This window comes from Enterobacter cloacae complex sp. I2 (assembly GCF_014896205.1).
GTDB classification, from domain to species: Bacteria; Pseudomonadota; Gammaproteobacteria; order Enterobacterales; family Enterobacteriaceae; genus Enterobacter; species Enterobacter quasihormaechei.
In genome coordinates this window covers 117,627-141,641 of sequence record NZ_JADBRA010000010.1, presented here as the reverse complement: position 1 = coordinate 141,641, position 24,015 = coordinate 117,627, and the positions used below count along the sequence as shown (strand labels likewise).

The 24,015-nt window shown below is 56.0% G+C and carries 19 protein-coding genes, 1 pseudogene and 1 other annotated feature; of the genes and pseudogenes, 9 read left to right on the top strand and 11 right to left on the bottom strand.

Translation table 11 applies throughout. From position 1 onward, the window contains the following. Positions 1-147 precede the first annotated feature (147 nt). Both IM300_RS10885 and ybaL read left to right on the top strand, forming a co-directional pair. Entirely contained in the window at positions 148-1,368 is a 1,221-nt protein-coding gene (locus IM300_RS10885; protein WP_063451654.1) for an MFS transporter, read from the top strand. Positions 1,369-1,600: 232 nt separating this feature from the next. Then, positions 1,601-3,277, top strand: coding sequence for a YbaL family putative K(+) efflux transporter (gene ybaL / locus IM300_RS10880; protein ID WP_107534822.1), 1,677 nt, complete (start codon positions 1,601-1,603; stop codon positions 3,275-3,277). 81 nt (positions 3,278-3,358) lie between these two features. Here ybaL and IM300_RS10875 read toward each other — a convergent pair whose 3' ends face one another. The 9 genes from IM300_RS10875 to IM300_RS10835 form a co-directional block, all read right to left on the bottom strand. After that, positions 3,359-4,663 carry an inosine/guanosine kinase gene (locus IM300_RS10875; protein WP_063451656.1) on the bottom strand — a complete coding sequence of 435 codons (1,305 nt, stop codon included), beginning with the start codon at positions 4,661-4,663 and terminating at the stop codon, positions 3,359-3,361. A gap of 62 nt (positions 4,664-4,725) precedes the next feature. After that, complete coding sequence (hemH, locus tag IM300_RS10870) at positions 4,726-5,688, bottom strand: ferrochelatase (protein WP_063451657.1); 963 nt, start codon at positions 5,686-5,688, stop codon at positions 4,726-4,728. A 124-nt stretch (positions 5,689-5,812) separates the two neighbouring features. Then, positions 5,813-6,457 carry an adenylate kinase gene (adk, locus tag IM300_RS10865; RefSeq protein ID WP_006809841.1) on the bottom strand — a complete coding sequence of 215 codons (645 nt, stop codon included), beginning with the start codon at positions 6,455-6,457 and terminating at the stop codon, positions 5,813-5,815. Positions 6,458-6,652: 195 nt separating this feature from the next. Then, positions 6,653-8,527, bottom strand: a complete 1,875-nt coding sequence (gene htpG / locus IM300_RS10860) for a molecular chaperone HtpG (RefSeq protein ID WP_063869013.1) — start codon at positions 8,525-8,527, stop codon at positions 6,653-6,655. A gap of 110 nt (positions 8,528-8,637) precedes the next feature. Then, positions 8,638-9,243 (bottom strand): recombination mediator RecR, encoded by a 606-nt coding sequence (gene recR, locus IM300_RS10855; RefSeq protein ID WP_006809843.1) that lies wholly within the window; start codon positions 9,241-9,243, stop codon positions 8,638-8,640. Beyond that, positions 9,243-9,575 (bottom strand): YbaB/EbfC family nucleoid-associated protein, encoded by a 333-nt coding sequence (locus tag IM300_RS10850; protein WP_003858972.1) that lies wholly within the window; start codon positions 9,573-9,575, stop codon positions 9,243-9,245. The genes recR and IM300_RS10850 overlap by 1 nt, the downstream gene beginning before the upstream one ends. A gap of 53 nt (positions 9,576-9,628) precedes the next feature. Beyond that, entirely contained in the window at positions 9,629-11,557 is a 1,929-nt protein-coding gene (dnaX, locus tag IM300_RS10845) for a DNA polymerase III subunit gamma/tau (protein ID WP_193036460.1), read from the bottom strand. After that, positions 10,235-10,299: a sequence feature (DnaX frameshifting element), on the bottom strand. (Overlaps the previous gene by 65 nt.) 88 nt (positions 11,558-11,645) lie before the next feature. After that, a complete protein-coding gene (gene apt, locus IM300_RS10840; RefSeq protein WP_000127359.1) occupies positions 11,646-12,197 on the bottom strand; it encodes an adenine phosphoribosyltransferase in 552 nt (183 codons plus the stop codon). Between the two features lie 151 nt (positions 12,198-12,348). Continuing rightward, positions 12,349-12,726, bottom strand: coding sequence for a DUF454 family protein (locus tag IM300_RS10835; RefSeq protein ID WP_063451660.1), 378 nt, complete (start codon positions 12,724-12,726; stop codon positions 12,349-12,351). Between the two features lie 50 nt (positions 12,727-12,776). Here IM300_RS10835 and priC point away from each other — a divergent pair, with 50 nt between their 5' ends. Both priC and rsmS read left to right on the top strand, forming a co-directional pair. Beyond that, positions 12,777-13,304 (top strand): primosomal replication protein N'', encoded by a 528-nt coding sequence (gene priC, locus IM300_RS10830; RefSeq protein ID WP_193036458.1) that lies wholly within the window; start codon positions 12,777-12,779, stop codon positions 13,302-13,304. 14 nt (positions 13,305-13,318) lie between these two features. After that, positions 13,319-13,505: pseudogene (rsmS, locus tag IM300_RS10825) on the top strand (pleiotropic regulatory protein RsmS). 1 nt (position 13,506) lies between these two features. Here rsmS and mscK read toward each other — a convergent pair. Together mscK and acrR are read right to left on the bottom strand one after the other, a co-directional pair. Further along, complete coding sequence (gene mscK / locus IM300_RS10820) at positions 13,507-16,851, bottom strand: mechanosensitive channel MscK (RefSeq protein ID WP_193036456.1); 3,345 nt, start codon at positions 16,849-16,851, stop codon at positions 13,507-13,509. Between the two features lie 113 nt (positions 16,852-16,964). Then, positions 16,965-17,618, bottom strand: coding sequence for a multidrug efflux transporter transcriptional repressor AcrR (acrR, locus tag IM300_RS10815; RefSeq protein WP_063451664.1), 654 nt, complete (start codon positions 17,616-17,618; stop codon positions 16,965-16,967). A 141-nt stretch (positions 17,619-17,759) separates the two neighbouring features. Here acrR and acrA point away from each other — a divergent pair, with 141 nt between their 5' ends. The 5 genes from acrA to maa all read left to right on the top strand — a co-directional run bounded on the left by acrA (position 17,760) and on the right by maa (position 24,011). Continuing rightward, a complete protein-coding gene (gene acrA, locus IM300_RS10810) occupies positions 17,760-18,953 on the top strand; it encodes a multidrug efflux RND transporter periplasmic adaptor subunit AcrA (protein ID WP_063451665.1) in 1,194 nt (397 codons plus the stop codon). Between the two features lie 22 nt (positions 18,954-18,975). Then, a complete protein-coding gene (acrB, locus tag IM300_RS10805; RefSeq protein ID WP_063451666.1) occupies positions 18,976-22,122 on the top strand; it encodes a multidrug efflux RND transporter permease subunit AcrB in 3,147 nt (1,048 codons plus the stop codon). A 509-nt stretch (positions 22,123-22,631) separates the two neighbouring features. After that, positions 22,632-23,006 carry an Hha toxicity modulator TomB gene (gene tomB / locus IM300_RS10800; RefSeq protein ID WP_006809850.1) on the top strand — a complete coding sequence of 125 codons (375 nt, stop codon included), beginning with the start codon at positions 22,632-22,634 and terminating at the stop codon, positions 23,004-23,006. A 27-nt stretch (positions 23,007-23,033) separates the two neighbouring features. Next, on the top strand, positions 23,034-23,252 hold the full coding sequence (locus tag IM300_RS10795) for an HHA domain-containing protein (protein WP_010428174.1): 219 nt from the start codon (positions 23,034-23,036) through the stop codon (positions 23,250-23,252). A gap of 207 nt (positions 23,253-23,459) precedes the next feature. Then, on the top strand, positions 23,460-24,011 hold the full coding sequence (gene maa / locus IM300_RS10790; RefSeq protein WP_063451667.1) for a maltose O-acetyltransferase: 552 nt from the start codon (positions 23,460-23,462) through the stop codon (positions 24,009-24,011). Positions 24,012-24,015 lie beyond the last annotated feature (4 nt).

The window sequence follows — 24,015 nt, the reverse complement described above, 5'->3', positions numbered from 1 at the left end:
CATAGACAAACGCAAAAATTACAGTGACTCACAAGAATAGACAAATAAGTTTTCAGAATTGCGACTTTCTTCAAATGTCACGGACGAGTATGTTAGTCGGATAATAATTACTCCCTGCATCTCTAATAACAAATTGACGTGGTATTTATGGCAATCAGTGAATCAACCCAGCCTGTTCAGGGCGCTCCGGCGTCGCCGCCGAAATCGCGCACTTCCTTTAAAGTATTAGGCGCAATCAGTCTTTCTCACCTGCTCAACGACATGATCCAGTCGCTGATTCTGGCGATCTATCCGCTGTTGCAGTCCGAGTTCTCATTAACCTTCGTGCAGATCGGGATGATTACCCTGACCTTCCAGCTGGCCTCTTCACTGCTACAGCCGGTGGTGGGCTACTGGACGGACAAATACCCGATGCCATGGTCGCTGCCCATTGGTATGTGCTTCACCCTGAGCGGGCTGGTGCTGCTGGCGATGGCGGGCAGCTTTGAGGCGGTACTGGTTGCCGCGGCGCTGGTGGGTACCGGTTCATCGGTATTCCATCCGGAGTCGTCCCGCGTGGCGCGTATGGCCTCCGGCGGACGTCACGGGCTGGCGCAGTCTCTGTTCCAGGTGGGGGGCAACTTTGGTAGCTCCCTTGGTCCCCTGCTGGCGGCGGTAATCATTGCGCCCTACGGTAAAGGCAACGTGGCGTGGTTTGTGCTGGCCGCGCTGCTGGCGATTGTCGTGCTGGCGCAAATCAGCCGCTGGTATGCCGCGCAGCATCGCGTGAATAAGGGTAAGCCTGTGGCGAAGGTTATCAACCCGCTTCCGCGCAACAAGGTGATCCTGGCCGTCAGCGTGCTGCTGGTGCTGATTTTCTCAAAATATTTCTATATGGCGAGCATCAGCAGCTATTACACCTTCTATCTAATGCAAAAATTCGGATTATCGGTACAAAACGCCCAGTTTCACCTCTTCGCCTTCCTGTTTGCGGTGGCGGCAGGCACGGTGATTGGAGGGCCTGTTGGCGATAAAATTGGGCGTAAATATGTGATTTGGGGCTCTATCCTCGGCGTCGCACCGTTTACCCTTCTTTTACCGTACGCAAGTCTGGAGTGGACCGGGATTTTGACGGTGATTATTGGTTTTATTCTCGCATCGGCATTCTCAGCCATTCTGGTCTATGCGCAGGAGCTACTGCCGGGACGTATCGGTATGGTTTCCGGCCTCTTTTTCGGTTTTGCCTTTGGCATGGGCGGCCTTGGCGCAGCCGTGTTAGGGATGGTTGCAGACCACACCAGCATCTTCCTGGTTTATAAAATCTGCGCTTTCCTGCCACTTCTGGGGATGTTGACCATATTCCTGCCTGACAACCGCCATAAAGCGTAATTTCACGGCTGCCAAAGTTAAACTTTGGCAGCCGGATAACCTGATGCCATAAGGCTTTCCTCTGACTCCTCCCCGCAAACTTAGTAAAACCTGCCCTTTTTCACGCTTATTGCCTTTTTATTCCTGTTTCAACAATTATTCATAAACATAAGGGTAAAAATTGTCATAAACTATTAATCGGCTTTTTGGTATTTGCACCAAAAATGGATCACCCATCGCGAAAGGAGACGGAATGCACCACGCCACACCGCTTATCACCACCATTGTTGGTGGACTTGTGCTCGCTTTTATCCTCGGCATGATTGCCAACAAACTGCGTATTTCGCCCCTGGTAGGCTATTTGTTAGCGGGCGTGCTGGCAGGACCGTTTACGCCCGGTTTTGTCGCAGATACCAAACTTGCACCGGAGCTGGCGGAACTGGGCGTTATCCTGCTGATGTTTGGCGTCGGTCTGCATTTTTCGCTGAAGGATCTGATGGCGGTAAAGTCGATCGCCATACCGGGAGCGATCGCCCAGATAGGGGTGGCGACGCTGCTGGGCATGGCGCTTTCGGCGGTGCTGGGCTGGTCAATCATGACCGGCATCGTATTTGGGCTGTGTCTTTCAACCGCCAGTACCGTGGTGCTGCTGCGCGCGCTTGAAGAGAGACAGCTGATAGACAGCCAGCGCGGGCAAATCGCGATCGGCTGGCTGATTGTAGAAGATCTGGTGATGGTGTTGACGCTGGTGCTGCTGCCCGCCGTCGCCGGGATGATGGAAAAAGAGAATATCGGCTTCGCCTCGCTGGCGCTGGATATGGGCATTACCATCGGTAAGGTGGTGGCGTTTATCGCCATCATGATGCTGGTGGGCCGTCGTCTGGTGCCGTGGATCATGTCCCGCAGCGCCGCTACCGGCTCGCGTGAACTGTTTACGCTTTCGGTCCTTGCGCTGGCGCTGGGCATTGCCTTTGGCGCCGTCGAGCTGTTCGACGTCTCCTTTGCGCTGGGCGCGTTCTTCGCCGGAATGGTGCTGAACGAGTCCGAACTGAGCCACCGTGCCGCGCACGATACCCTGCCGCTGCGCGATGCGTTCGCGGTGCTGTTCTTTGTCTCCGTCGGGATGCTGTTCGACCCGATGGTCCTGATTCATCAGCCGCTGGCCGTGCTGGGCACGCTGGCAATCATCATCTTCGGTAAGTCGCTGGCGGCCTTCTTCCTGGTGCGGATGTTCGGCCACTCGCCGCGCACGGCGCTGACCATTGCCGCCAGCCTGGCGCAGATTGGTGAGTTTGCCTTTATTCTGGCCGGTCTGGGTATGGCTCTGAACCTGCTGCCGCAGGCGGGGCAAAATCTGGTGCTGGCGGGGGCGATCCTCTCCATCATGCTCAATCCGGTATTGTTTGCCCTGCTGGAAAAATACCTCGAGAAGACCGAAACCCTCGAAGAGCAGACGCTGGAAGAGGCAACGGAAGATGAGAAGCAGATCCCGGTGGATATCTGCAACCACGCGCTGCTGGTCGGCTTTGGCCGCGTCGGCAGCCTGCTCGGCGAGAAGCTGATGGCGCAGGGCATTCCGCTGGTGGTGATTGAGACGTCACGCACGCGCGTGGATGAGCTTCGCGAGCGCGGCATTCGTGCGGTGCTGGGCAACGCGGCTAACGAAGAGATTATGGAGCTTGCGCATCTGGACTGCGCCCGCTGGCTGCTGCTGACGATCCCGAACGGGTACGAGGCCGGTGAGATCGTGGCGTCCGCGCGCGAGAAGTGCCCGGGTATTGAGATCATTGCCCGAGCGCACTATGACGACGAGGTGGACTACATCACCGAGCGCGGCGCGAATCAGGTGGTGATGGGCGAGCGTGAGATTGCAAACACCATGCTGACGCTGCTGACGAAGCCGCCGGTTGAAGAGGCGGTGACGGGGTAAAAAAAGCCTGCTGGCGCTACGCTTAGCAGGCCTACAAGCAGCCCCGGTAAGCGTAGCGCCACCGGGGTTTTCTTTTAACAATCAACGATCCCAGTACGCCTCTTCGAGGCTGTCTTCCCGTTCCGGCAGCCCTCGCGTTAAGCGCGGCGAATGCTGGTTCAGCACCTGATAGCTCACGCGGTTCGCGTACTTGCACACCTGCGCCAGCGAGGAGTAGGTCAGCCAGGTGAACCTGTGTTTGCTGGAGTTCGGCACGTTGGTTTTATGGTAGGCGTTAGCGGTGATGTCGTGCAGCAGCGCGGCCAGCGCGCCGTCGCCCGCGCCGTTGGTGTTCATGATCTTCTCGGGACCGCCCATATACGGTGCGATGTGGGAGAAGATGCGCAGCGGGTTTACGCAGTCTTTATGACGCATGGCGCGGCTGAATTCGTACTGGTTAAATTCGGCAATCGCCCCCGGCAGCAGCGGGTGCTGGGTTTTGCGCTTGCTCTCTTCTTCCGTGAATCCCGCCATGTACAGCCCAACCGGACCGGCGGTGCAGAGCACCAGATCCACCCAGTCCAGCGCTTTATCGGACGCCAGCAGCGGATCGCTTTCGCCGGTCAACGCTTCGGCCTCTTCTTCGTTCATCGCCAGAATGGAGACGTGCTCCTTCAGGAAGGCCTGCCACCACTCCGGGTTGTCGGCAATCACGAATTTGGTGCCCAGCGTCAGGACCACCGGCACGTTGTATTTCTTCGCGTACTCAATCGCCTTCATGGTCGCTTCAGGCATCGGCTCGCCCGGTTTGCAGCGCACCAGGTAGGAGGTCAGCACCAGCGCAGACGCGCCCGCGATCACCTCTTCCGGGATACTTTCGGCGCGAAGCTTGTTCATATGGCCTGGGCTGATGGCGAAGGTCCGTTCGCCGGAATCGCTAATCAGCGTAAAGCAGCGGCCAATCGGCCCGTCAACGCCCTGCAAATAATTCAGATCGGTGCGGCTGGAGGTATTGCACAGGTAGCGGTAGGCATAGCCACCGATTTCGATATTACTACACATCACGCCAAGCAGGACCGAGCGGTCATCTGCCAGCACGGAGTAGTTGTGCATGGTATTACCGATGGTGCCGCCGGCAAACTGGTGGGTGATGAGATTGTCGCGCTTCAGCTCCTGATACAGCGCTTCAGCAACGTCATCCTCAATCACCAGCGAGTGCCCGGCGCTCAGACCATAACGAGCGACAAACGCGTCATCCACTTTGGCTTCAATGTCCACCAGCGTCTGATCGATACCCACCACCCAGGCTGCGCTGGTTTCGCTTTCCGGCTGGATTTGCTGTAGCAGCGGATCGCGGGCATCGACGGGGAAATAGTGTTTGGACTTACGTTTACCGGGAAATTTCATGGTCTGAACTGTGCAAAGAATACGGGCCGGGAATGGTAGCACAAACCCGGCCCGTAACGCGATCAGCGGCGAGTGGTGACCAGCGACACCATCATGTCGATGTGTTCAGGAGAGTCGTTAAGCGCCGGAATGTATTCGTATTTCGTTCCGCCCGCCTCCATGAAGAACTCTTTGTTCTGGACGGCAATCTCTTCCAGCGTTTCCAGACAGTCCGCCGAGAAGCCCGGCGACATCACCTGAATATGCTTCACGCCCTTCTCGCCCAGCATTTTAAGCGTTTCATCGGTATACGGCGTGAGCCACGGCTCGCGGCCAAAGCGCGACTGGAAGGTCATCATTACCTTCTCCGGCGGCAGGCCGAGCGCAGAGACCAGCTCGCGGGTCGTATCGCGGCAGCGCTGGGGGTAATCATCCCCTTCGTTGGCGAAACGCTGCGGAATACCGTGATAGGAAAGCAGCAGCAGATCCGGCTCGCCATGTTTTTCAAACGACGCGCGCACGCTGCTGGCGAGCGCCTGAATATACAGCTCGTTATCGGCGTAGTCGCGGATAAAGGTAATACCGGGAATACGGCGGCGAGTCGCCAGAATGCGCGCCAGTTCGTCCCAGACGGCAGCCACTGTGGAGCACGAATACTGCGGGTAAAGGGCGAGCACCACGATGTGCTCAACGCCCTGCGCCAGCAGAGAATCGACGGCGCTGGCCAGCGAAGGCTTACCGTAGCTCATGCCGAGCGCAACGGGCATGTCCGGCAGACGGGCGGCCAGCGCTTTTTCCTGACGACGGCTGTAAACCATCAGCGGCGAGCCCTCTTCCATCCACACGGACTGATAGAGCTTTGCCACACGCGGAGAACGAATCGGCAGAATAACGCCACGCAGCAGTGGCCACCACAGCAGTCTTGGGGTATCCACGACGCGCGTGTCGCTTAAAAATTGTCGCAGGTAGCGTTTTACCGCCGCTGGAGTAGGTGCTTCTGGGGTGCCCAGATTGGCAAGCAGGATGCCGGTTTTCGCCTGACTCATTCACGCCTCTTAACCATTTGATAGGTTGTCAATTGTAGCGGAAATGCGTTTAAACGAAACCCATTGCTGTAATAGGTAAGATGAGAATTTTTCTCACCCGGGATTCCGGGTGAGAGAGGTGCGGTTAGCCGAGGATTTTTTCCAGCTCTGCACGTACGTCAGCCACGGCTTTGGTGCCGTCAACTTTTGCGTATTTGGTGTTACCCGCCTGCGCTTCTTTGGTGTAGTAGCCGATCAGCGGCGCGGTCATCTGATGGTATTCCACCAGGCGCTTACGCACGGTCTCTTCCTGATCGTCTTTACGGGTGGTCAGCTCTTCGCCGGTCACGTCGTCTTTACCTTCAACCTTAGGCGGGTTGAATTTGATGTGGTAAACGCGGCCAGAGGCAGCGTGTACGCGACGGCCAACGATACGGTCAACGATCAGCTCGTCCGGCACGTCGAACTCCAGCACGTAGTCCACGTTGATGCCCGCTTCTTTCATGGCGTCAGCCTGAGGAATGGTGCGCGGGAAGCCGTCCAGCAGGAAACCGTTGCGGCAGTCTTCCTGAGCAATGCGCTCTTTGACCAGCGCGATAACCAGCTCGTCGGTCACCAGCTTGCCTGCATCCATGATGTCTTTAGCTTGTTTGCCCAGCTCGGAGCCAGATTTAACAGCGGCACGCAGCATGTCACCGGTAGAGATTTGCGGAATACCGTATTTCTCCATGATGAACTGAGCCTGAGTTCCCTTACCCGCGCCCGGAGCGCCAAGCAGAATAATACGCATTGCGAAAATCCCCTCAAATGTCGATTCAATTTTTCAAAAGCGCTAAACAATACCACCAGAACGGGTATCGCTCAAGGAAGGCGGGGAGGCTGAAACGGTTAATGAGGGGAGATAATTTGGGAGAGTGCGGTCTGGTGCCCTCACCCCGGCCCTCTCCCACGGGGAGAGGGAGAAGACCAGGGGAGACGTGGTCAGTTACGCCAGCAGCAGCGCATTCACACGTTTAATGAACAGGTTAGGATCTTCCAGGGTGCCGCGCTCGGCCAGCAGGGACTGATCCAGCAGCAGCTCAACCCACTCGGCGAAGCGGGCTTCGTCCTGAGTATCCGCCGCGCGTTTCACCAGCGGGTGATCCGGATTAAGCTCAAAGATATATTTCACTTCCGGCACGGCCTGGCCCGCCGCAGCGAACAGTTTCGCCATCTGGGTGCTCATTTCGTCCGCATCGGTGGTGACAATCGCCGGAGTATCGGTCAGACGGTGCGTGAAGCGCACCTCTTTCACGCGGTCGCCCAGCAGGGTTTTCACGCGCTCAACGAACGGCTCCAGCGCCTTCTCGGCTTCTTTCGCGCTTTCGTCCACTTCATCCGCCAGCTTGTCGATGGACTCGTCAGCTTTGGCAACGGACTGGAACGCCTTACCGTCGAACTCGGTCAGGTAGTTCATCATCCACTCGTCGATGCGGTCAGACAGCAGCAGCACTTCGATGCCTTTCTTACGCAGCAGCTCCAGGTGCGGACTGCTCTTCGCTGCCGCATAGCTGTCGGCGGTGATGTAGTAGATCTTCTCCTGCCCTTCCTTCATGCGGGAGACGTACTCTTCCAGCGACACGGTCTGTGCGGAAGAGTCGGTGTGCGTAGAGGCGAAGCGCAGCAGCTTAGCGATAGCTTCCACGTTCGCGGTGTCTTCCGCCGGACCTTCTTTCAGCACCAGGCCGAACTGTTTCCAGAAGGTCTGGTATTTTTCCGCGTCGTCTTTCGCCAGTTTTTCCAGCATCTGCAACGCACGTTTGGTCAGGGCGTTACGCAGATTACGGGTGACGGTGCTGTCCTGGAGGATTTCACGGGAGACGTTCAGCGGCAGATCGTTGGAGTCTATCAGGCCACGAACAAAGCGCAGATAGTTCGGCATGAACTGCTCTGCGTCATCCATGATGAAGACGCGCTGCACGTACAGCTTCAGGCCGTGCTTGTGATCGCGGTTCCACATGTCCCACGGTGCCTGCGCCGGAATGTACAGCAGGCTGGTGTACTCCTGCTTCCCTTCCACGCGGTTGTGGCTCCAGGTCAGCGGATCGGTAAAGTCGTGGGCGATGTGCTTATAAAACTCGTTGTACTCGTCGTCTTTGATTTCAGCCTTGTTACGCGTCCACAGCGCCTGCGCCTTGTTGATTTTCTCCCAGGAAACCACGGTTTCACCGTCTTTCTCTTCCTGTTTTTCAATCTCTACCGGCAGCGCGATGTGGTCGGAATATTTGCTGATGATGGAGCGTACGCGCCAGTCGTTCAGGAAATCATCTTCGCCTTCGCGCAGGTGGAGGGTGATTTCGGTGCCGCGATCTGCTTTGGTGATGTCATCAACGGTGTATTCGCCTTCCCCTTTGGATTCCCACAGCACGCCGTTCTCGGCGCTGTCGCCCGCCGCGCGGGTGCGCACGGTGACTTTGTCCGCCACGATGAACGCCGAGTAGAAGCCCACGCCGAACTGACCGATCAGCTGGCTGTCTTTCGCCTGGTCAGAGCCCATGGACTCCAGGAACGCTTTGGTGCCGGATTTAGCGATGGTGCCAAGATGGTCGATCACCTCGTCGCGATTCATCCCGATGCCGTTATCGGCAATCGTCAGGGTGCGGTTCTCTTTATTGAAAGAGACGCGCACGCGCAGCTCGCCGTCGCCTTCATACAGATCCGGGTTGGACAGCGCGCGGAAGCGCAGCTTGTCCGCCGCATCGGAGGCGTTGGAAATCAGCTCACGCAGGAAAATTTCTTTGTTGGAATACAGGGAATGGATCATCAGGTGCAGAAGCTGTTTCACTTCTGACTGGAAACCACGGGTTTCTTGTCCTTTCATCTAAGTCGACCTCAACAATGCCATTTAATGGGGTTGTAAAACGTTGAGTGAGAGATGGGGATAAGGGGGGAAATTTTCAAGCGGAGGCCGCGCACGCAGCCTCCGTTTGGTCAGAAAATAATCTTGTGACGTCCGGCCAGAGAGTGCGACAGCGTGGTGCCGTCGACCATCTCCAGCTCGCCGCCGACCGGCACGCCGTGGGCGATGCGGCTGGCGTCAACGCCGTACTGCGCGCACAGCTCGGCGATATAGTTGGCCGTGGCTTCCCCTTCCACCGTGGGGTTGGTGGCGAGGATCACCTCTTTGATCGTCTCGGACTCAAGACGCTGTTCAAGGCGATCGAGACCGATATCGTCCGGGCCAATGCCGTCCAGCGGGGAGAGGTGCCCCATCAGCACGAAATAGCGGCCGGAAAACTGCCCGGTTTGTTCGATGGCGTAAATGTCCGCCGGACTCTCCACCACGCAAATCTGGCCGTTTTCCTGACGACGCGGGTTCGTGCAGATGTTACAGACGTCCTGCTCGGTAAAGGTCCGGCAATCCGCACAGTGACCAATTTCTGACATAGCGCGGGTCAAAGCCTGCGCCAGGCGCATCCCGCCGCTGCGGTCGCGCTGCAATAGCGTAAACGCCATACGCTGCGCCGACTTCGGGCCAACGCCCGGCAGGCAGCGCAGTGCTTCCATTAACTGCGTGAGCAGCGGACTGGTTTGCATCAGAACGGCATCTTAAAGCCCGGCGGCAGCTGCATACCGCTGGAAACAGAGGCCATTTTCTCTTTCTGGGTTTCGTCGATACGGCGAGCGGCATCGTTAAACGCGGCTGCAACCAGATCTTCCAGCATCTCTTTGTCGTCTTCGAGCAGGCTCGGGTCGATTTCAACGCGACGGCAGTTATGCGCACCGTTGATGGTCACCTTGACCAGACCGGCACCGGATTCACCCGTGACTTCCAGCTGAGCGATCTCTTCCTGCATCTTCTGCATTTTTTCCTGCATCTGCTGAGCCTGCTTCATCAGGCCACCCAGACCGCCTTTTCCACCAAACATAGGCTTCTCTCTTCTTTCACGTTAAGGATTACAACCGTAAGTCAGACTCACGATCAAAGGGGGCGAATACTCTCTTCATCCAGATCGGCGTCGAAGAACCGGCGCAGGGTCTGGATGTTGTTATCCGCGATAATCGACTCGCGCGCCTGCGCGAGCTTCTCTTCATAAATCGCCTGTCGCCACTCGAGCGGCGTTTTCACCGCCGGATTATCATCTTCAATGATAGTCAATTCAACCGGCATGCCCTGTAAAGCGGCGAGCGCCTCGGCCAGCGCCTTTTGCGCGCCGGGGGAGTTGAGGTGCCGCTGGCCGGGACGCAGGTGCAGACGCACCTGATTGCCTTCCTGCTCTTTCCAGGCGTTCAGCGCGACCTGCTCCACCAGCTTCGGCAGTTGCAGTTTGCTGACCTCAGCGGCCCAGGCGTCGCGCGCGATGGACTCTTCGGCAAGCCTGGCGGAAAGCTCCGGCGTTTTTTCATGCTCCAGCGCCTTTTTCAGCGCTTTCGGCGTGGCGACCACTTCCTTGACCGTCTCAACAACGGTGGTCGCCTTCCAGCGGTAAGCCTCTTCTTTAGCCGGGGCTTTCTGCTCGAGCGCGGACGGTGCCGGGCGCGACTGTACGCGCTCCGTTACCGAAGCCAGTCGTTCAAGCGCGGCGTTGTTCACCGGCCGCGCTCTTCCTGGCGCTGCCGGTTCACTCTTTTTTGGTTTGGTTGCTCCCTGCGCACGCTGCAACTGGCTTCGTGCGGCAAGCACCGAACTGGTGGCATCCGACAGCGGCACGTTTTGCGGCGGCGGCGATGCCGGCTGCGGTGGCACCTGCTGCGGTGACATTACCGCCGTCGGCGCAACCGGCGCAAAGGACTGTCGGGGCGTTTCCGGCTCCGGCAAGGGCATACGCGGATGGAAAGCCAGCGCGCGCAGCAGCGTCATCTCAACGCCCATCCGGCGATCCGGCGCAAACGGCAGCTCTTTGCGGCCAATCAGCAGGGTTTGATAATAAAGCTGCACGTCAGCCGGCGGCACGGTGCGCGCAAGTTCACGCATCCGCTGCTCAATGGTCGCCATGTCCGCGCCAATGGCCGACGGGGACAGTTGCAGCATCGCCACGCGGTGCAGCAGGCTGAGCATCTCGACCAGCAGCGCTTCCCACTCAATGCCACGGGCGGCGGCATCGTTGACGAGCGTCATCACCCGCTCACCGTTGGCGGCGATCATCGCTTCGATAAGCGACAGCGCCTGATCGTCATCCAGCGTGCCGAGCATGGTGCTGACCACGTCGGTGGAGAGCTTACCGTCACCGCTGGCAATCGCCTGGTCGGTCAGGCTTAGCGCATCGCGCAGGCTGCCGTCCGCCGCACGGGCCAGCAGTTGCAGCGCGCGCGGTTCATGAACAATGTTCTCTTCATCGAGAATATGCTCAAGCTGAGCGCGGATCTGCTCAACGTCCAGCGCCTTCAGATGGAATTGCAGGCAGCGCGACAGGATCGTGACCGGCAGCTTTTGCGGATCGGTGGTCGCCAGCAGGAATTTAACGTGCGCAGGCGGCTCTTCCAGCGTTTTCAGCAGGGCGTTGAAGCTGTGGCGCGACAGCATGTGCACTTCATCGATCAGATAGACCTTGAAGCGGCCGCGCGCCGGGGCGTACTGCACGTTGTCGAGCAGATCGCGGGTGTCTTCCACCTTGGTGCGCGAGGCGGCGTCGATCTCGATCAGATCGACAAAACGCCCCTGCTCGATCTCGCGGCAGTTGTCACACACGCCGCACGGGGTGGCGGTGATCCCGGTTTCGCAGTTCAGACCTTTTGCCAGCAGACGGGCAATAGAGGTTTTACCGACGCCGCGGGTGCCGGAAAAAAGATAGGCGTGATGGATGCGACCTAGCGACAAGCCGTTCGCCAGGGCCGTCAGCACATGTTCCTGACCGACAACGTCAGCAAAGGTTTGTGGTCGCCATTTACGGGCTAACACCTGATAACTCATGGGCAGGCTCTGCAACGCTGGAAGGTGAATTAATGGAGGGGAATGCTATCACAACCTCACCCATTGAGCGAGGTTGTGAGATACGGGATTAATGACCCGGGAAAGGCACCAGGCTGTAGCTGGTAATACCCTGTTTTTCCAGGCGCTGCTCGCCGCCGAGATCGAACAGGTTGATGATGAATGCCGCGTCGGTCACTTCACCACCCAGACGACGGATCAGCTTGACGGTCGCTTCAATGGTGCCGCCGGTAGCCAGCAGATCGTCCACCACCAGCACTTTGTCGCCGGGCTTGATGGCATCAACGTGAATTTCCAGCTGATCGGTGCCGTATTCCAGCTCATAGCTCTCGGCGATGGTTTCACGCGGCAGTTTGCGCGGCTTACGCACCGGCACAAAACCCACGCCCATCGCCAGCGCAACCGGTGCGCCAAACAGGAAGCCGCGGGCTTCGGTACCTACTACTTTGGTGATCCCGGCGTTTTTATAACGCTCGACCAGCAGTTCAATGCTGAGCGCGTACGCTTTCGGGTCTTCCAGCAAGCTGGTGACATCACGGAAAAGAATGCCAGGCTTTGGATAGTCCTGGATACTTTTGATGCTATTTTTCAGATATTCAAGCTGCTGTGCAGTTGCGGTCATCGGTTTGTGCCTAAATGAAACAGTGTTACTCACGGCGCGCGACGAGTCGGTCAAAGTAACAGTTGTTTAACCTTTGACCAGGCGCACCTGTGCTCGAAAACGGTCGAATTTACTGGCTGCGCGCCATAATTGCAACCGCCATGATGAGGCTTCAGTGCTTTTGTTGCTTTTCATCAACCACGGGGATCCGCCACATGAAGATCAGCAGGCAGGCCAGGATCGCCAGCAGCAGAATACGCACCCACATCATTTTCACCAGCCATAACGAAACGGCGAAGGTGATCAGGATAAAGGCAATGGCGCGCGGCTTGGCCCCAGGCGGCATGGCCCGGTGTTTTTGCCAGTAGCGCAGGTAGCCGCCAAACCACGAGCGGTACAGGAGCCAGTGGTGAAAACGCGGCGACGAGCGGGCGAAGCACCAGGCGGCCAACAGGATGAACGGCGTGGTCGGCAGTAAGGGCAAAACCACACCTAGCGTACCCAGCACTACCGCGAGCCAGCCAATGATGATTAAAATAGTACGCTGCATAATGCGAATCGTTATCAAACTGAACGGCTACTTTACCACTGGAGAGCGCATTGAAAACAGCACTGCTTCTTGAGAAGCTGCAAAATCAGCTGATCGCTTTGCGGGCGCAGGCCACGCCGCTGATGGGACACGCCACCCTGAAACCGCGCTTTGACCGGCAGCTTTTCCGCACCCACAGCACTCTCATTCAGGATTACCTTGCTGAGATGCAGACCAACCTCGATGAGCTTCGCCACGCGGTTGAGCATGAACAGCAGGAACAGGTGGCGTGGCTTGCAGCGCATCTTACCGAGCAGATCACCGCCCTGCACCGCGAACTCGCCGCCTGGCCGCTAAGGGCGTGGGATAGCGCCTCGCCTGGGCTGGGAAAATGGCAGCGCAAGCGGCTGGAGACCCAGGAATTTGAGCGGCGTCTGTTTGAGATGAAGCGCGAGCGCGAAGCCCGCCTGAACAACAGCGAAACGCTGGAAGAGCAGCAGCTCTTAATGCGTGAAATCAGCGCGCTGGAAGGCCGTATCGTCCGCTGCCGTCAGGCGCTGGACGACATTGAGCGCGTCATTGAACGCCTGACCCGTTAACAGGAGCCACACTGATGTCACTGGAAAATGCCCCCGACGAGGTCAAGCTGGCCGTCGATTTAATTATGCTGCTGGAGAATCATGAGATCCCGGCGGAGACGGTGCTGAAGGCGCTGGAGATTGTGCGGCGAGATTTTGAGGGAAAGGTGAAGGCCGGTTGCCCTCACCCTGGCCCTCTCCCTTGAGGGAGAGGGAAAATAGTTTAGGCGGGAGTCGGATCGTCACCCTTAATCTCGCGCTTCACTTCCGTATGCTCGTCACCTTTCTCGTTGCGCAGGTGCACCTCAAGCTGGTTGAAGGCGATATTGATGTTGTTTTCACGGCACAGGCGATCGATGGTGCGGTTCAGCTCGTCGACGGTGTAGCTGCGATCGCGCAGTTCACGCACGTATAACCGCAGCTCATGATCCAGCGTGCTCGGCCCAAACGTGGTGAAAAATACGTCAGGGGCAGGATCGTGCATCACTTTCGGGTGTGAGTTAGCCGCTTTCAGCAGCACCTCTTTGACCTTATCCAGATCTGAGCCGTAGGCCACCCCGAGGCGGATCACTACGCGGGTGGTGGTGTCGGAGAGCGACCAGTTGATCAGTCGCTCGGTCACGAAGGCTTTGTTCGGGATGATCACCTCTTTACGATCGAAGTCAGTGATGGTGGTCGCACGGATACGGATCTTGCTGACGGTCCCGGAGAAGGTGCCGATGGTGACGGTATCGCCGATACGCACCGGACGTTCGAACAGGATAATCAGGCCGGAGACAAAGTTACCGAAGATCTCCTGCAAGCCGAAGCCCAGACCCACCGACAGCGCCGCCGCCAGCCACTGAAGCTTATCCCACGAGACGCCCAGCGAGCCGAATACCGTCATCGCCCCGACAATAATAATGACGTAGTTCAGGATGGTGGTAATGGCATACGACGCCCCCTGACGCAGGTTCAGCCTTGAGAGCACCAGCACTTCCAGCAGGCCAGGCAGGTTGCGAATCAACGCCCAGGCAACCACTGACGACACCAGCGCAAAGAGCAGGCTGCCCATGGTGACGCTTTTCATTACCGCAGCGCCCGCTTCGGTGCCGTTGTATTGCCAGAGGGTGATACTGTCGAGGTAGGCGAAGACGGTAATGAGATCAGACCAGATGGCCCAGAACATCACCGCAAACAGCGCGATCATCACCAGCATGGTAATACGCATCGTTTGCTGGTTGACCTGCTCCAGCGCAATGGTCGGCTCTTCCTGCGGCTCAGCCCCTTCAGCCCCCTCTTTAACCTGATGCTGTCGACGGGCAACAGCACGACGATAAGCGATGCGGCGCGCCGCCACGCTCAAACCACGCAGCACGGTCTGGAACAGCAGGTTCCACACAATCACCAGGTAAACCGTTTCAATCCAGCGGCCTGACAGACGAAGCGTGGTATAGAAGTAACCCGTCGCCGTCAGCACCATCAGCGCCAGCGGAATGAACGCCAGCACCGTTACGGTAACCAGACGAAGATTGTGGGACTCTTTATCACGCCAGCTATCGCGGCACATCGGCCACATCAGGACGGCAATCAGCAGCAGGTTCAGCATAATCACCAGCTGTCCGAGCACGTCATCCATCAGATGCAGCGGAGAAAGCTCGGCCACAACGGACCAGAAGTGCAGCGGCAGCAGCGCGAGGCTGATGCGCACAATCTGGCGACGCCAGTGGCTGGTAAGTTTCTCCGGCATGTTGAAGTGGCGGACGGCGACGCCATCTTTTTCCAGCACTTTCCAGCACAGGCCAAACACCAGCCAGAACAGCGCCAGCTTTTTACTGAACGCCCACAGCAGGTCGCTGATATTGAGCTGCATGGTCAGCAGGATCAGGCCGACGGCGAGGATCAGCAGGCAAACCGGCAGCGCGCGGATCAGATCGATCAGGATCGCTTTCGGCGTGTGCAGCTGGCTGTCGTTACGCAGTTGCCCCACTTCCGAGGCCAGCTTCGCCTGATACTGTTTCATCCATTTCAAACGCCAGCGGATCACGCCGGCGATAAGCAGCAAAGGCAGGCCCGCCAGGAAGGCAATCATTACCGCAGGCCAGGCTTTCTCCCAGTTCACGGTAATTTTCATGCTTTTGATCTGGGATTTCAGCGTTTCAGGGAAAGATTTAAACCAGTCCCAGTCCATGGGTTTGTTGCTGTTCACCCAGAAAATCTGCTGGGTCAGGATCTCCTGTAGGCTTTTAGATACGCTCATCAGCTGCTGCTGGTTGATTTGCAGGTTAATCGCCATCATCAGCTGGTTGCCCAGTTGCTTATTAAGCTGATCGAGCAGTTCGCGGCGCATATCCACCACCTGCAACAGCGCGTCGTGAACTTCACCGTTCACTTCACTTGAATGGCCCTCTTCCACTTTGGCAACAAACGTGTCGCTCTGGAACAGGGCATCGCGCTGCTGGTTAACGTCAAACTGTTCAAGACGCAAATCCGCAATGCGGTTGGTCATGTCTTCCAGCTCGTCGGCGGACGGCAGCGTCTGCTGCTGGTAAAGAATGCGCGACAGCAGCAGGCTGCCCTTCAGGACGGCAATCTGCTCTTTGATATTACGCTCGGCCTGCAAAGCGCGATCCAGCCAGTTTTTGACTTTAATATTCTGCTGCACCAGCGCGCTGCCGCTTTCAGTTGCCTGAATCAGGCGTTCGCTCAGCTGATGGTTAATCTCCAGCTCCTGCTTCACCAGCGGATTGGCCTGGATGCGCGCCGTTTCGTCTGGCGAGACCGCTTCCTGCGCCGTTTTTTCGGTCAGCGTCAGGCGCTTGCTGTTCACCGCTTCCTGCAACAGCTGAAGCTGATGCTCGAGCCGGTTGATATTCGCGTTCACGTAGTCACGCTGTTTTTGCAGCGCATCCTGCAACACCGTGTTGCCTTCCAGACTCTTACGCTGCTGTTCAATCTCCGCGTTCAGCAGCGTCTGCTGAATGTTCAGCAGCGTTTGCTGGCTCGGACGAAGCGCCCCTTCCCCCACGGTGATGCCATTCAGACGGTTACGTATCTGCTGGAGCTGTTGCGATGCGGAGTACATGGCGTTCTGTACGCGCTCAGGCTGGGTTTGCAGTGAAACCAGCTGGCTGTTGTAGGTCGAGAGATCGGACTGCGCCGTTTGCAGATCGTCCAGCAGCTGCGCCACGCGCGACTCAAGCTGGCGCAACGACAGGGTGGCGAGCGTTTTCCGGGTTTCATCATCGTTATCAACGTCGCTGAGCGCGTTCAGCGCCTCCGTTGCTTTACGCATGTTCTCCGGTGCCTGAGCAACCTTCTGCCGTAGCTGGGCCGTTTCGGCTTTGATGCGATCGATCTTATCCAGCGTTTCCAGGGTTTCCGTCAGGTCCTGCTGAACGAGCTTTTCCTGAGCGGAGAGATCTTTCTGTTTATTCAGGGTGTCGAGTTGCGACTGAACCTCGGCACGCGTCGGAACGTCACTGCCGTTGTCTGCACGGGCCCAGGAATGCGGTGCGGCTGCAAAGAAAAACAGCAGGATCAAAAAAACGGCCAGAACAGAATGTGTCGAGCGATAGGTGTGCAGCATAGTCGTGAATGTGATCTGAGAAATGACCGAAAATAGTCGGGCGTGAAGAATATCACGCCCGCCTGAAGCAGAATAGCGGGAAGGTTATCCTCTAAGACATTTCCTGGACAGGTTCAGGCAGTCAGCGGCGGTTCCTCGCTGCGGAGAGTCGGACAAAGCTGGCACATCTCAAGGAAGATCGCGACGTAGCTGCGCGCCTCTGCTTTCAAATCAAACGACTGCGGGGCAAAAAGCCAGTTTTCCATCAGGCCGGAAATATAGCTGCGCATCAGGATCGCCGCCCGGCGCGTTAACAGCGTGGCGGGAAGCATGTCGGCCTGCATACATTCCTTAAGAACCTGCTCGATGCGATCGTAGCTTTCCAGACACAGGTCGCGCTGTGCCTGCTGAACCACCGCCATTTCGCCAACGAATTCACATTTATGGAAAATGATTTCCATCATCAAACGTCGGCGTTCTTCCACAACGGTCGCTTCAAGGATATATACTAATATTTCTCTTAATACTGAGAGTGGATCGTGAGGGAATTTTGCCCGATACTCAGTCTCAAGATCGCTAATGCTGGACTCTGAAAGCTCCCAGATTTCACCAAACAGATCTGACTTGTCTTTAAAATGCCAGTAAATCGCTCCCCGCGTGACGCCCGCGGCCTGAGCAATCTGCGCCAGCGAGGTTGCCGAAACACCCTGCTGTGAGAACAAACGCATTGCCACATCCAGAATGTGTTGTCGGGTTTCCAGCGCTTGTTGTTTGGTTTTTCGTGCCATACGTTGATGAATTTACAGGAGTCAGATTTACATACATTTATGAATGTATGTACCATAGCATGACGATAATATAAACGCAGCAATGGGTTTTTAGACTCAGGACCCTTGATCAATTTGAAATCGGACACTCGAGGTTTACATATGAACAAAAACAGAGGGTTAACGCCTCTGGCGGTCGTTCTGATGCTCTCAGGCAGCTTAGCGCTTACAGGATGTGACGACAAAGAGGCTCAACAAGGAGCTCAGCAGGTGCCAGAAGTTGGCGTGGTGACGCTCAAATCCGAACCTCTCCAGATGACAACAGAACTACCGGGCCGCACCAGCGCCTACCGCATTGCGGAAGTGCGTCCGCAGGTGAGCGGTATCATCCTGAAACGTAACTTCACCGAAGGCGGTGATGTCAAAGCAGGTGAGTCTCTGTATCAGATTGATCCAGCAACCTACCAGGCGTCTTATGAGAGCGCTAAAGGCGATCTGGCGAAAGCAGAAGCGGCAGCCAAAATTTCGCAGCTGACGTTGAATCGTTACAAGAAACTGCTCGGCACGCAGTACATCAGCCAACAGGATTATGATTCTGCCCTGGCCGATGCGCAGCAAGCCAACGCGGCCGTTGTGGCGGCGAAAGCGGCGGTAGAAACCGCGCGTATCAACCTGGCCTACACCAAAGTGACCTCTCCTATCAGCGGTCGCATTGGTAAATCTGCCGTCACCGAAGGTGCGCTGGTGCAGAACGGTCAGACCAACGCGCTGGCCACCGTGCAGCAGCTTGACCCAATCTACGTTGACGTTACCCAGTCCAGCAACGATTTCCTGCGTCTCAAACAGGAGCTGGCCAGCGGTCAACTGAAACAGGAAAACGGTAAAGCCAAGGTTGAACTGGTTACCAACGACGGTATCGAGTTCTCGCAGACCGGTACACTGGAATTTTCTGATGTGACCGTCGATCAGACCACCGGCTCAATCACCATCCGGGCCATTTTCCCGAATCCGGATAAAACGCTGCTGCCGGGTATGTTCGTACGCGCGCGTCTGGAAGAAGGGACGAACCCAACCGCCATTCTGGTTCCTCAGCAGGGTGTGACCCGTACGCCACGCGGCGATGCGAGCGCGCTGGTTGTGGGTGCCGATAACAAAGTCGAAACGCGCAATATCACCGCAACGCAGGCGATTGGCGACAAGTGGCTGGTAACGAAAGGTCTGAAAGATGGCGATCGCGTGATTGTAACCGGTTTGCAAAAAGTTCGTCCTGGCGCGCAGGTCAAAGCTCAGGAAGTGAAATCTGACGACAAACAACAAGCGTCCGCCGCTGGCCAGTCAGAACAAACCAAGTCTTAACTTAAACAGGAGCCGTTAAGACATGCCTAATTTCTTTATCGATCGCCCCATATTTGCGTGGGTGATCGCCATTATCATCATGCTGGCCGGGGGACTTGCGATCCTGAAGCTGCCTGTTGCGCAATATCCAACGATTGCGCCACCGGCAGTAACGATCTCCGCAACCTACCCGGGCGCTGATGCGAAAACGGTACAGGATACCGTTACGCAGGTTATCGAACAGAACATGAACGGTATCGATAACCTGATGTACATGTCCTCAAACAGTGACTCAACCGGTACGGTTCAGATCACCCTGACCTTTGAATCCGGTACGGATGCGGACATTGCACAGGTTCAGGTGCAGAACAAATTGCAGCTGGCGATGCCCCTGCTTCCGCAGGAAGTGCAACAGCAGGGCGTGAGCGTCGAGAAATCGTCCAGTAGCTTCCTGATGGTTGTCGGCGTGATCAACACCAACGGCACCATGACGCAGGAGGATATTTCCGACTACGTGGGCGCCAACATGAAGGATGCCATCAGCCGTACGTCCGGTGTGGGTGACGTTCAGCTGTTCGGTTCTCAGTACGCGATGCGTATCTGGATGGACCCGAATAAGCTGAACAACTTCCAGCTGACGCCGGTTGACGTGATCAACGCCATCAAAGCGCAGAACGCCCAGGTTGCCGCCGGTCAGTTAGGCGGTACGCCGCCGGTGAAAGGCCAGCAGCTTAACGCGTCTATTATCGCGCAAACGCGTCTGACCTCTGCGGATGAGTTCAGCAAAATTCTGCTGAAGGTAAATCAGGACGGTTCTCAGGTTCGCCTGCGTGACGTGGCGAAAGTGGAGCTGGGCGGCGAGAACTACGACGTTATCGCGAAATTCAACGGCAAGCCGGCATCTGGTCTGGGTATCAAACTGGCGACCGGCGCGAACGCCCTGGACACCGCGACGGCTATCCGTGCAGAGCTGAAGAAGATGGAACCGTTCTTCCCGTCAGGTCTGAAAATCGTTTACCCGTATGACACGACGCCGTTCGTAAAAATTTCGATTCACGAAGTGGTAAAAACCCTGGTTGAGGCGATCATCCTCGTCTTCCTGGTTATGTACCTGTTCCTGCAAAACTTCCGCGCGACGCTGATCCCAACCATCGCCGTACCGGTTGTATTGCTCGGGACCTTCGCGGTTCTGGCGATATTCGGCTACTCGATAAACACCCTGACGATGTTCGGGATGGTGCTCGCCATCGGCCTGCTGGTGGATGACGCCATCGTGGTGGTCGAAAACGTCGAGCGTGTGATGGCGGAAGAAGGCCTGCCGCCGAAGGAAGCGACCCGTAAATCGATGGGTCAGATCCAGGGCGCGCTGGTCGGTATCGCGATGGTACTGTCTGCGGTGTTTATCCCGATGGCCTTCTTCGGTGGCTCAACGGGTGCGATTTACCGTCAGTTCTCCATCACCATCGTGTCAGCGATGGCGCTGTCGGTGCTGGTTGCGCTGATCCTGACGCCAGCCCTGTGTGCGACGATGCTGAAGCCGATTCAGAAAGGCGGTCACGGCGAGCACAAAGGGTTCTTCGGCTGGTTTAACCGCATGTTTGATAAGAGCACGCATCACTACACCGACAGCGTGGGGAACATCCTGCGCAGCACCGGTCGTTACCTGCTGCTCTACATCATCATCGTGGTGGGGATGGCCTTCCTGTTTGTTCGTCTGCCAAGCTCGTTCCTGCCAGATGAAGACCAGGGCGTGTTCCTGAGTATGGCTCAGCTTCCGGCCGGTGCGACGCAAGAGCGTACGCAGAAAGTGCTGGATGAGATGACCGACTATTTCCTCACCAAAGAGAAAGACAACGTCGAATCCGTGTTTGCGGTTAACGGCTTTGGCTTCGCGGGTCGTGGTCAGAACACCGGTATTGCCTTCGTTTCTCTGAAAGACTGGTCTGAACGTCCGGGCGATGAGAACAAAGTTGAAGCGATTACCGGCCGTGCAATGGCTACCTTCTCGCAGATTAAAGACGCGATGGTCTTCGCCTTTAACCTGCCAGCGATCGTGGAACTGGGTACGGCGACCGGCTTCGACTTCCAGCTGATTGACCAGGGCGGTCTGGGCCACGAAAAACTGACTCAGGCGCGTAACCAGCTGTTTGGCGAGGTGGCAAAACACCCTGACCTGCTGGTGGGCGTGCGTCCTAACGGTCTGGAAGATACGCCGCAGTACAAGATCGATATCGACCAGGAAAAAGCGCAGGCGCTGGGTGTGTCCATCAGCGACATCAACACCACGCTGGGTGCTGCCTGGGGCGGTAGCTACGTCAACGACTTCATCGACCGCGGTCGCGTGAAGAAAGTGTACGTCATGTCCGAAGCGCAGTACCGCATGCTGCCGAACGATATCAACAACTGGTACGTTCGCGGTAGCGATGGCCAGATGGTGCCGTTCTCATCCTTCTCAACGTCACACTGGGAATACGGTTCGCCGCGTCTGGAGCGTTATAACGGTCTGCCGTCGATGGAAATCCTCGGTCAGGCAGCGCCAGGCCGAAGCACCGGTGAAGCCATGAATCTGATGGAAGAGCTGGCCAGCAAACTGCCTGCGGGTATCGGCTACGACTGGACCGGCATGTCCTATCAGGAACGTCTGTCCGGTAACCAGGCCCCTGCCCTGTACGCCATTTCACTGATTGTGGTGTTCCTGTGTCTGGCGGCACTGTACGAGAGCTGGTCGATTCCGTTCTCCGTTATGCTGGTGGTTCCGCTGGGGGTTATCGGTGCGCTGCTTGCTGCAACGTTCCGTGGGCTGACCAACGACGTATACTTCCAGGTGGGCCTGCTGACAACCATTGGCTTGTCGGCGAAGAACGCGATACTTATCGTCGAATTCGCCAAAGATCTGATGGAGAAAGAAGGCAAAGGCCTGATTGAAGCTACGCTGGAAGCGGTTCGTATGCGTCTGCGTCCAATCCTGATGACGTCCCTGGCGTTTATCCTGGGCGTTATGCCGCTGGTTATCAGTTCAGGTGCAGGCTCCGGCGCGCAGAACGCGGTAGGTACAGGCGTTATGGGCGGTATGGTCACCGCGACGGTGCTTGCGATCTTCTTCGTGCCGGTGTTCTTTGTGGTGGTTCGTCGCCGCTTCAGCCGTAAGAATGAAGATGTTGAGCACAATCATTCGGTAGAACATCACTGATACCGGTTTCACATGATAAAAAGGCCGCATTTGCGGCCTTTTTCATTTTCAGAAAAGATCATAAAATAGACCTATTGTCGTTCTATTTATTTTCTTCTTTTTTATAAGGCCTGGCATAATAGGCCGAAAATCAATACGAAGAACTCAGCATTCTTTTATTATCATTTCGCGGCGTAAATTATTCGGACTATTCCTAACTTAAAGAAAATATCTGAGATATCTGGTTCCGGACTTCACATCAAACTTTGCGCTAACTCAATGAATTTTAAGGAACCGATAAAAAACTGCGTTTTTTACTGATTAACGCGTTCCCTGCCAAAGGAACATTTGCGTAAAGGCTCGCACAGTAACGTTTTAATTGTAATTTTTCGTAATAGCGCGATGAAATCTTGATCAGAGTGGCTTATAGTTAGAGTTATCAGGAACACAGCTCCCGTGAAGCTAAGCAAGTTGTATCCATCCCGACATGATGTTCGGTGAGTAAAAAATCACTCAGAAGGGGATGCGCTATGGACGAGTACTCGCCAAAAAGGCATGATATCGCGCAGTTGAAATTTCTCTGCGAATCCTTGTACCATGACTGCCTCGCCAATCTTGAAGAAAGTAACCATGGCTGGGTGAACGATCCAACGTCTGCTATCAATTTACAGCTAAACGAGCTGATTGAGCATATCGCTACCTTCGCACTTAATTATAAAATTAAGTACAATGAAGATAATAAGTTGATAGAGCAAATTGATGAATACCTGGACGACACCTTTATGTTGTTCAGCAGCTACGGCATTAACGCACAGGATTTGCAGAAATGGCGTAAATCAGGAAACCGTCTATTTCGCTGCTTCACGAATGTCAGCAGAGCTAATCCGGTTAGTCTTTCCTGTTAAAATTATTACAATTACTAAGGTGAATTTATGTCTGATAAACCATTAACTAAAGTCGATTATTTGATGCGCCTGCGACGCTGCCAGTCAATTGACACACTCGAGCGGGTTATTGAGAAAAATAAATACGAGCTGTCCGATAATGAACTGGCGGTATTTTATTCAGCTGCCGACCATCGTCTTGCTGAACTGACCATGAATAAACTGTATGACAAGATCCCCACTTCGGTGTGGAAATTTGTTCGTTAATCGTTGAAGAGAGACTGTAAAGGCACTACGCCCGTTGTTAAGCTGAATTTACCTTCGAACTACGCTTCAAGTGCAAACGCCAGGTTCCCGTGTAAAATGTATCTATGCTCAAGAATGTTGTGACTACCGTCACAGCCATTTTTAGGGAACGTTCCCTTTCTGGCTAATCCTCTTTACGCTAAGTAAAACGATTCCAGTGAGGTTCCCATGAGTGAAGAAAAACAGAAGATGATTGCAGGTGAATATTACCGCCCTGGCGACGACACGTTAAGGGCTGACCGTTTACGCGCGCGTCATCTTATTCACCGCTATAACCATACCGCCCCCGATGAGAAAGCCGAACGACGCGCCTTGTTAGCTGACCTGCTGGGTCAAAGCGAAGGCGCCTATATAGAGCCGAGCTTCCGCTGCGACTACGGCTATAACATCTACCTGGGCAACAATTTTTACGCTAACTTCGACTGCGTTATGCTGGACGTCTGCCCTATCCGCATTGGCGATAACTGTATGCTCGCGCCGGGAGTGCACATCTATACGGCCACGCATCCCCTGGACGCGACCGCGCGTAACAGCGGACTTGAGTATGGCAAACCGGTCACCATAGGCCACAACGTCTGGATTGGCGGACGGGCGGTCATTAACCCGGGCGTGACCATTGGCGATAATGCGGTTATCGCGTCCGGTGCGGTTGTGACCAAAGACGTGCCGGCCAATGCGGTCGTGGGCGGAAATCCCGCGAAAATCATTAAAATGCTCTAAGGCC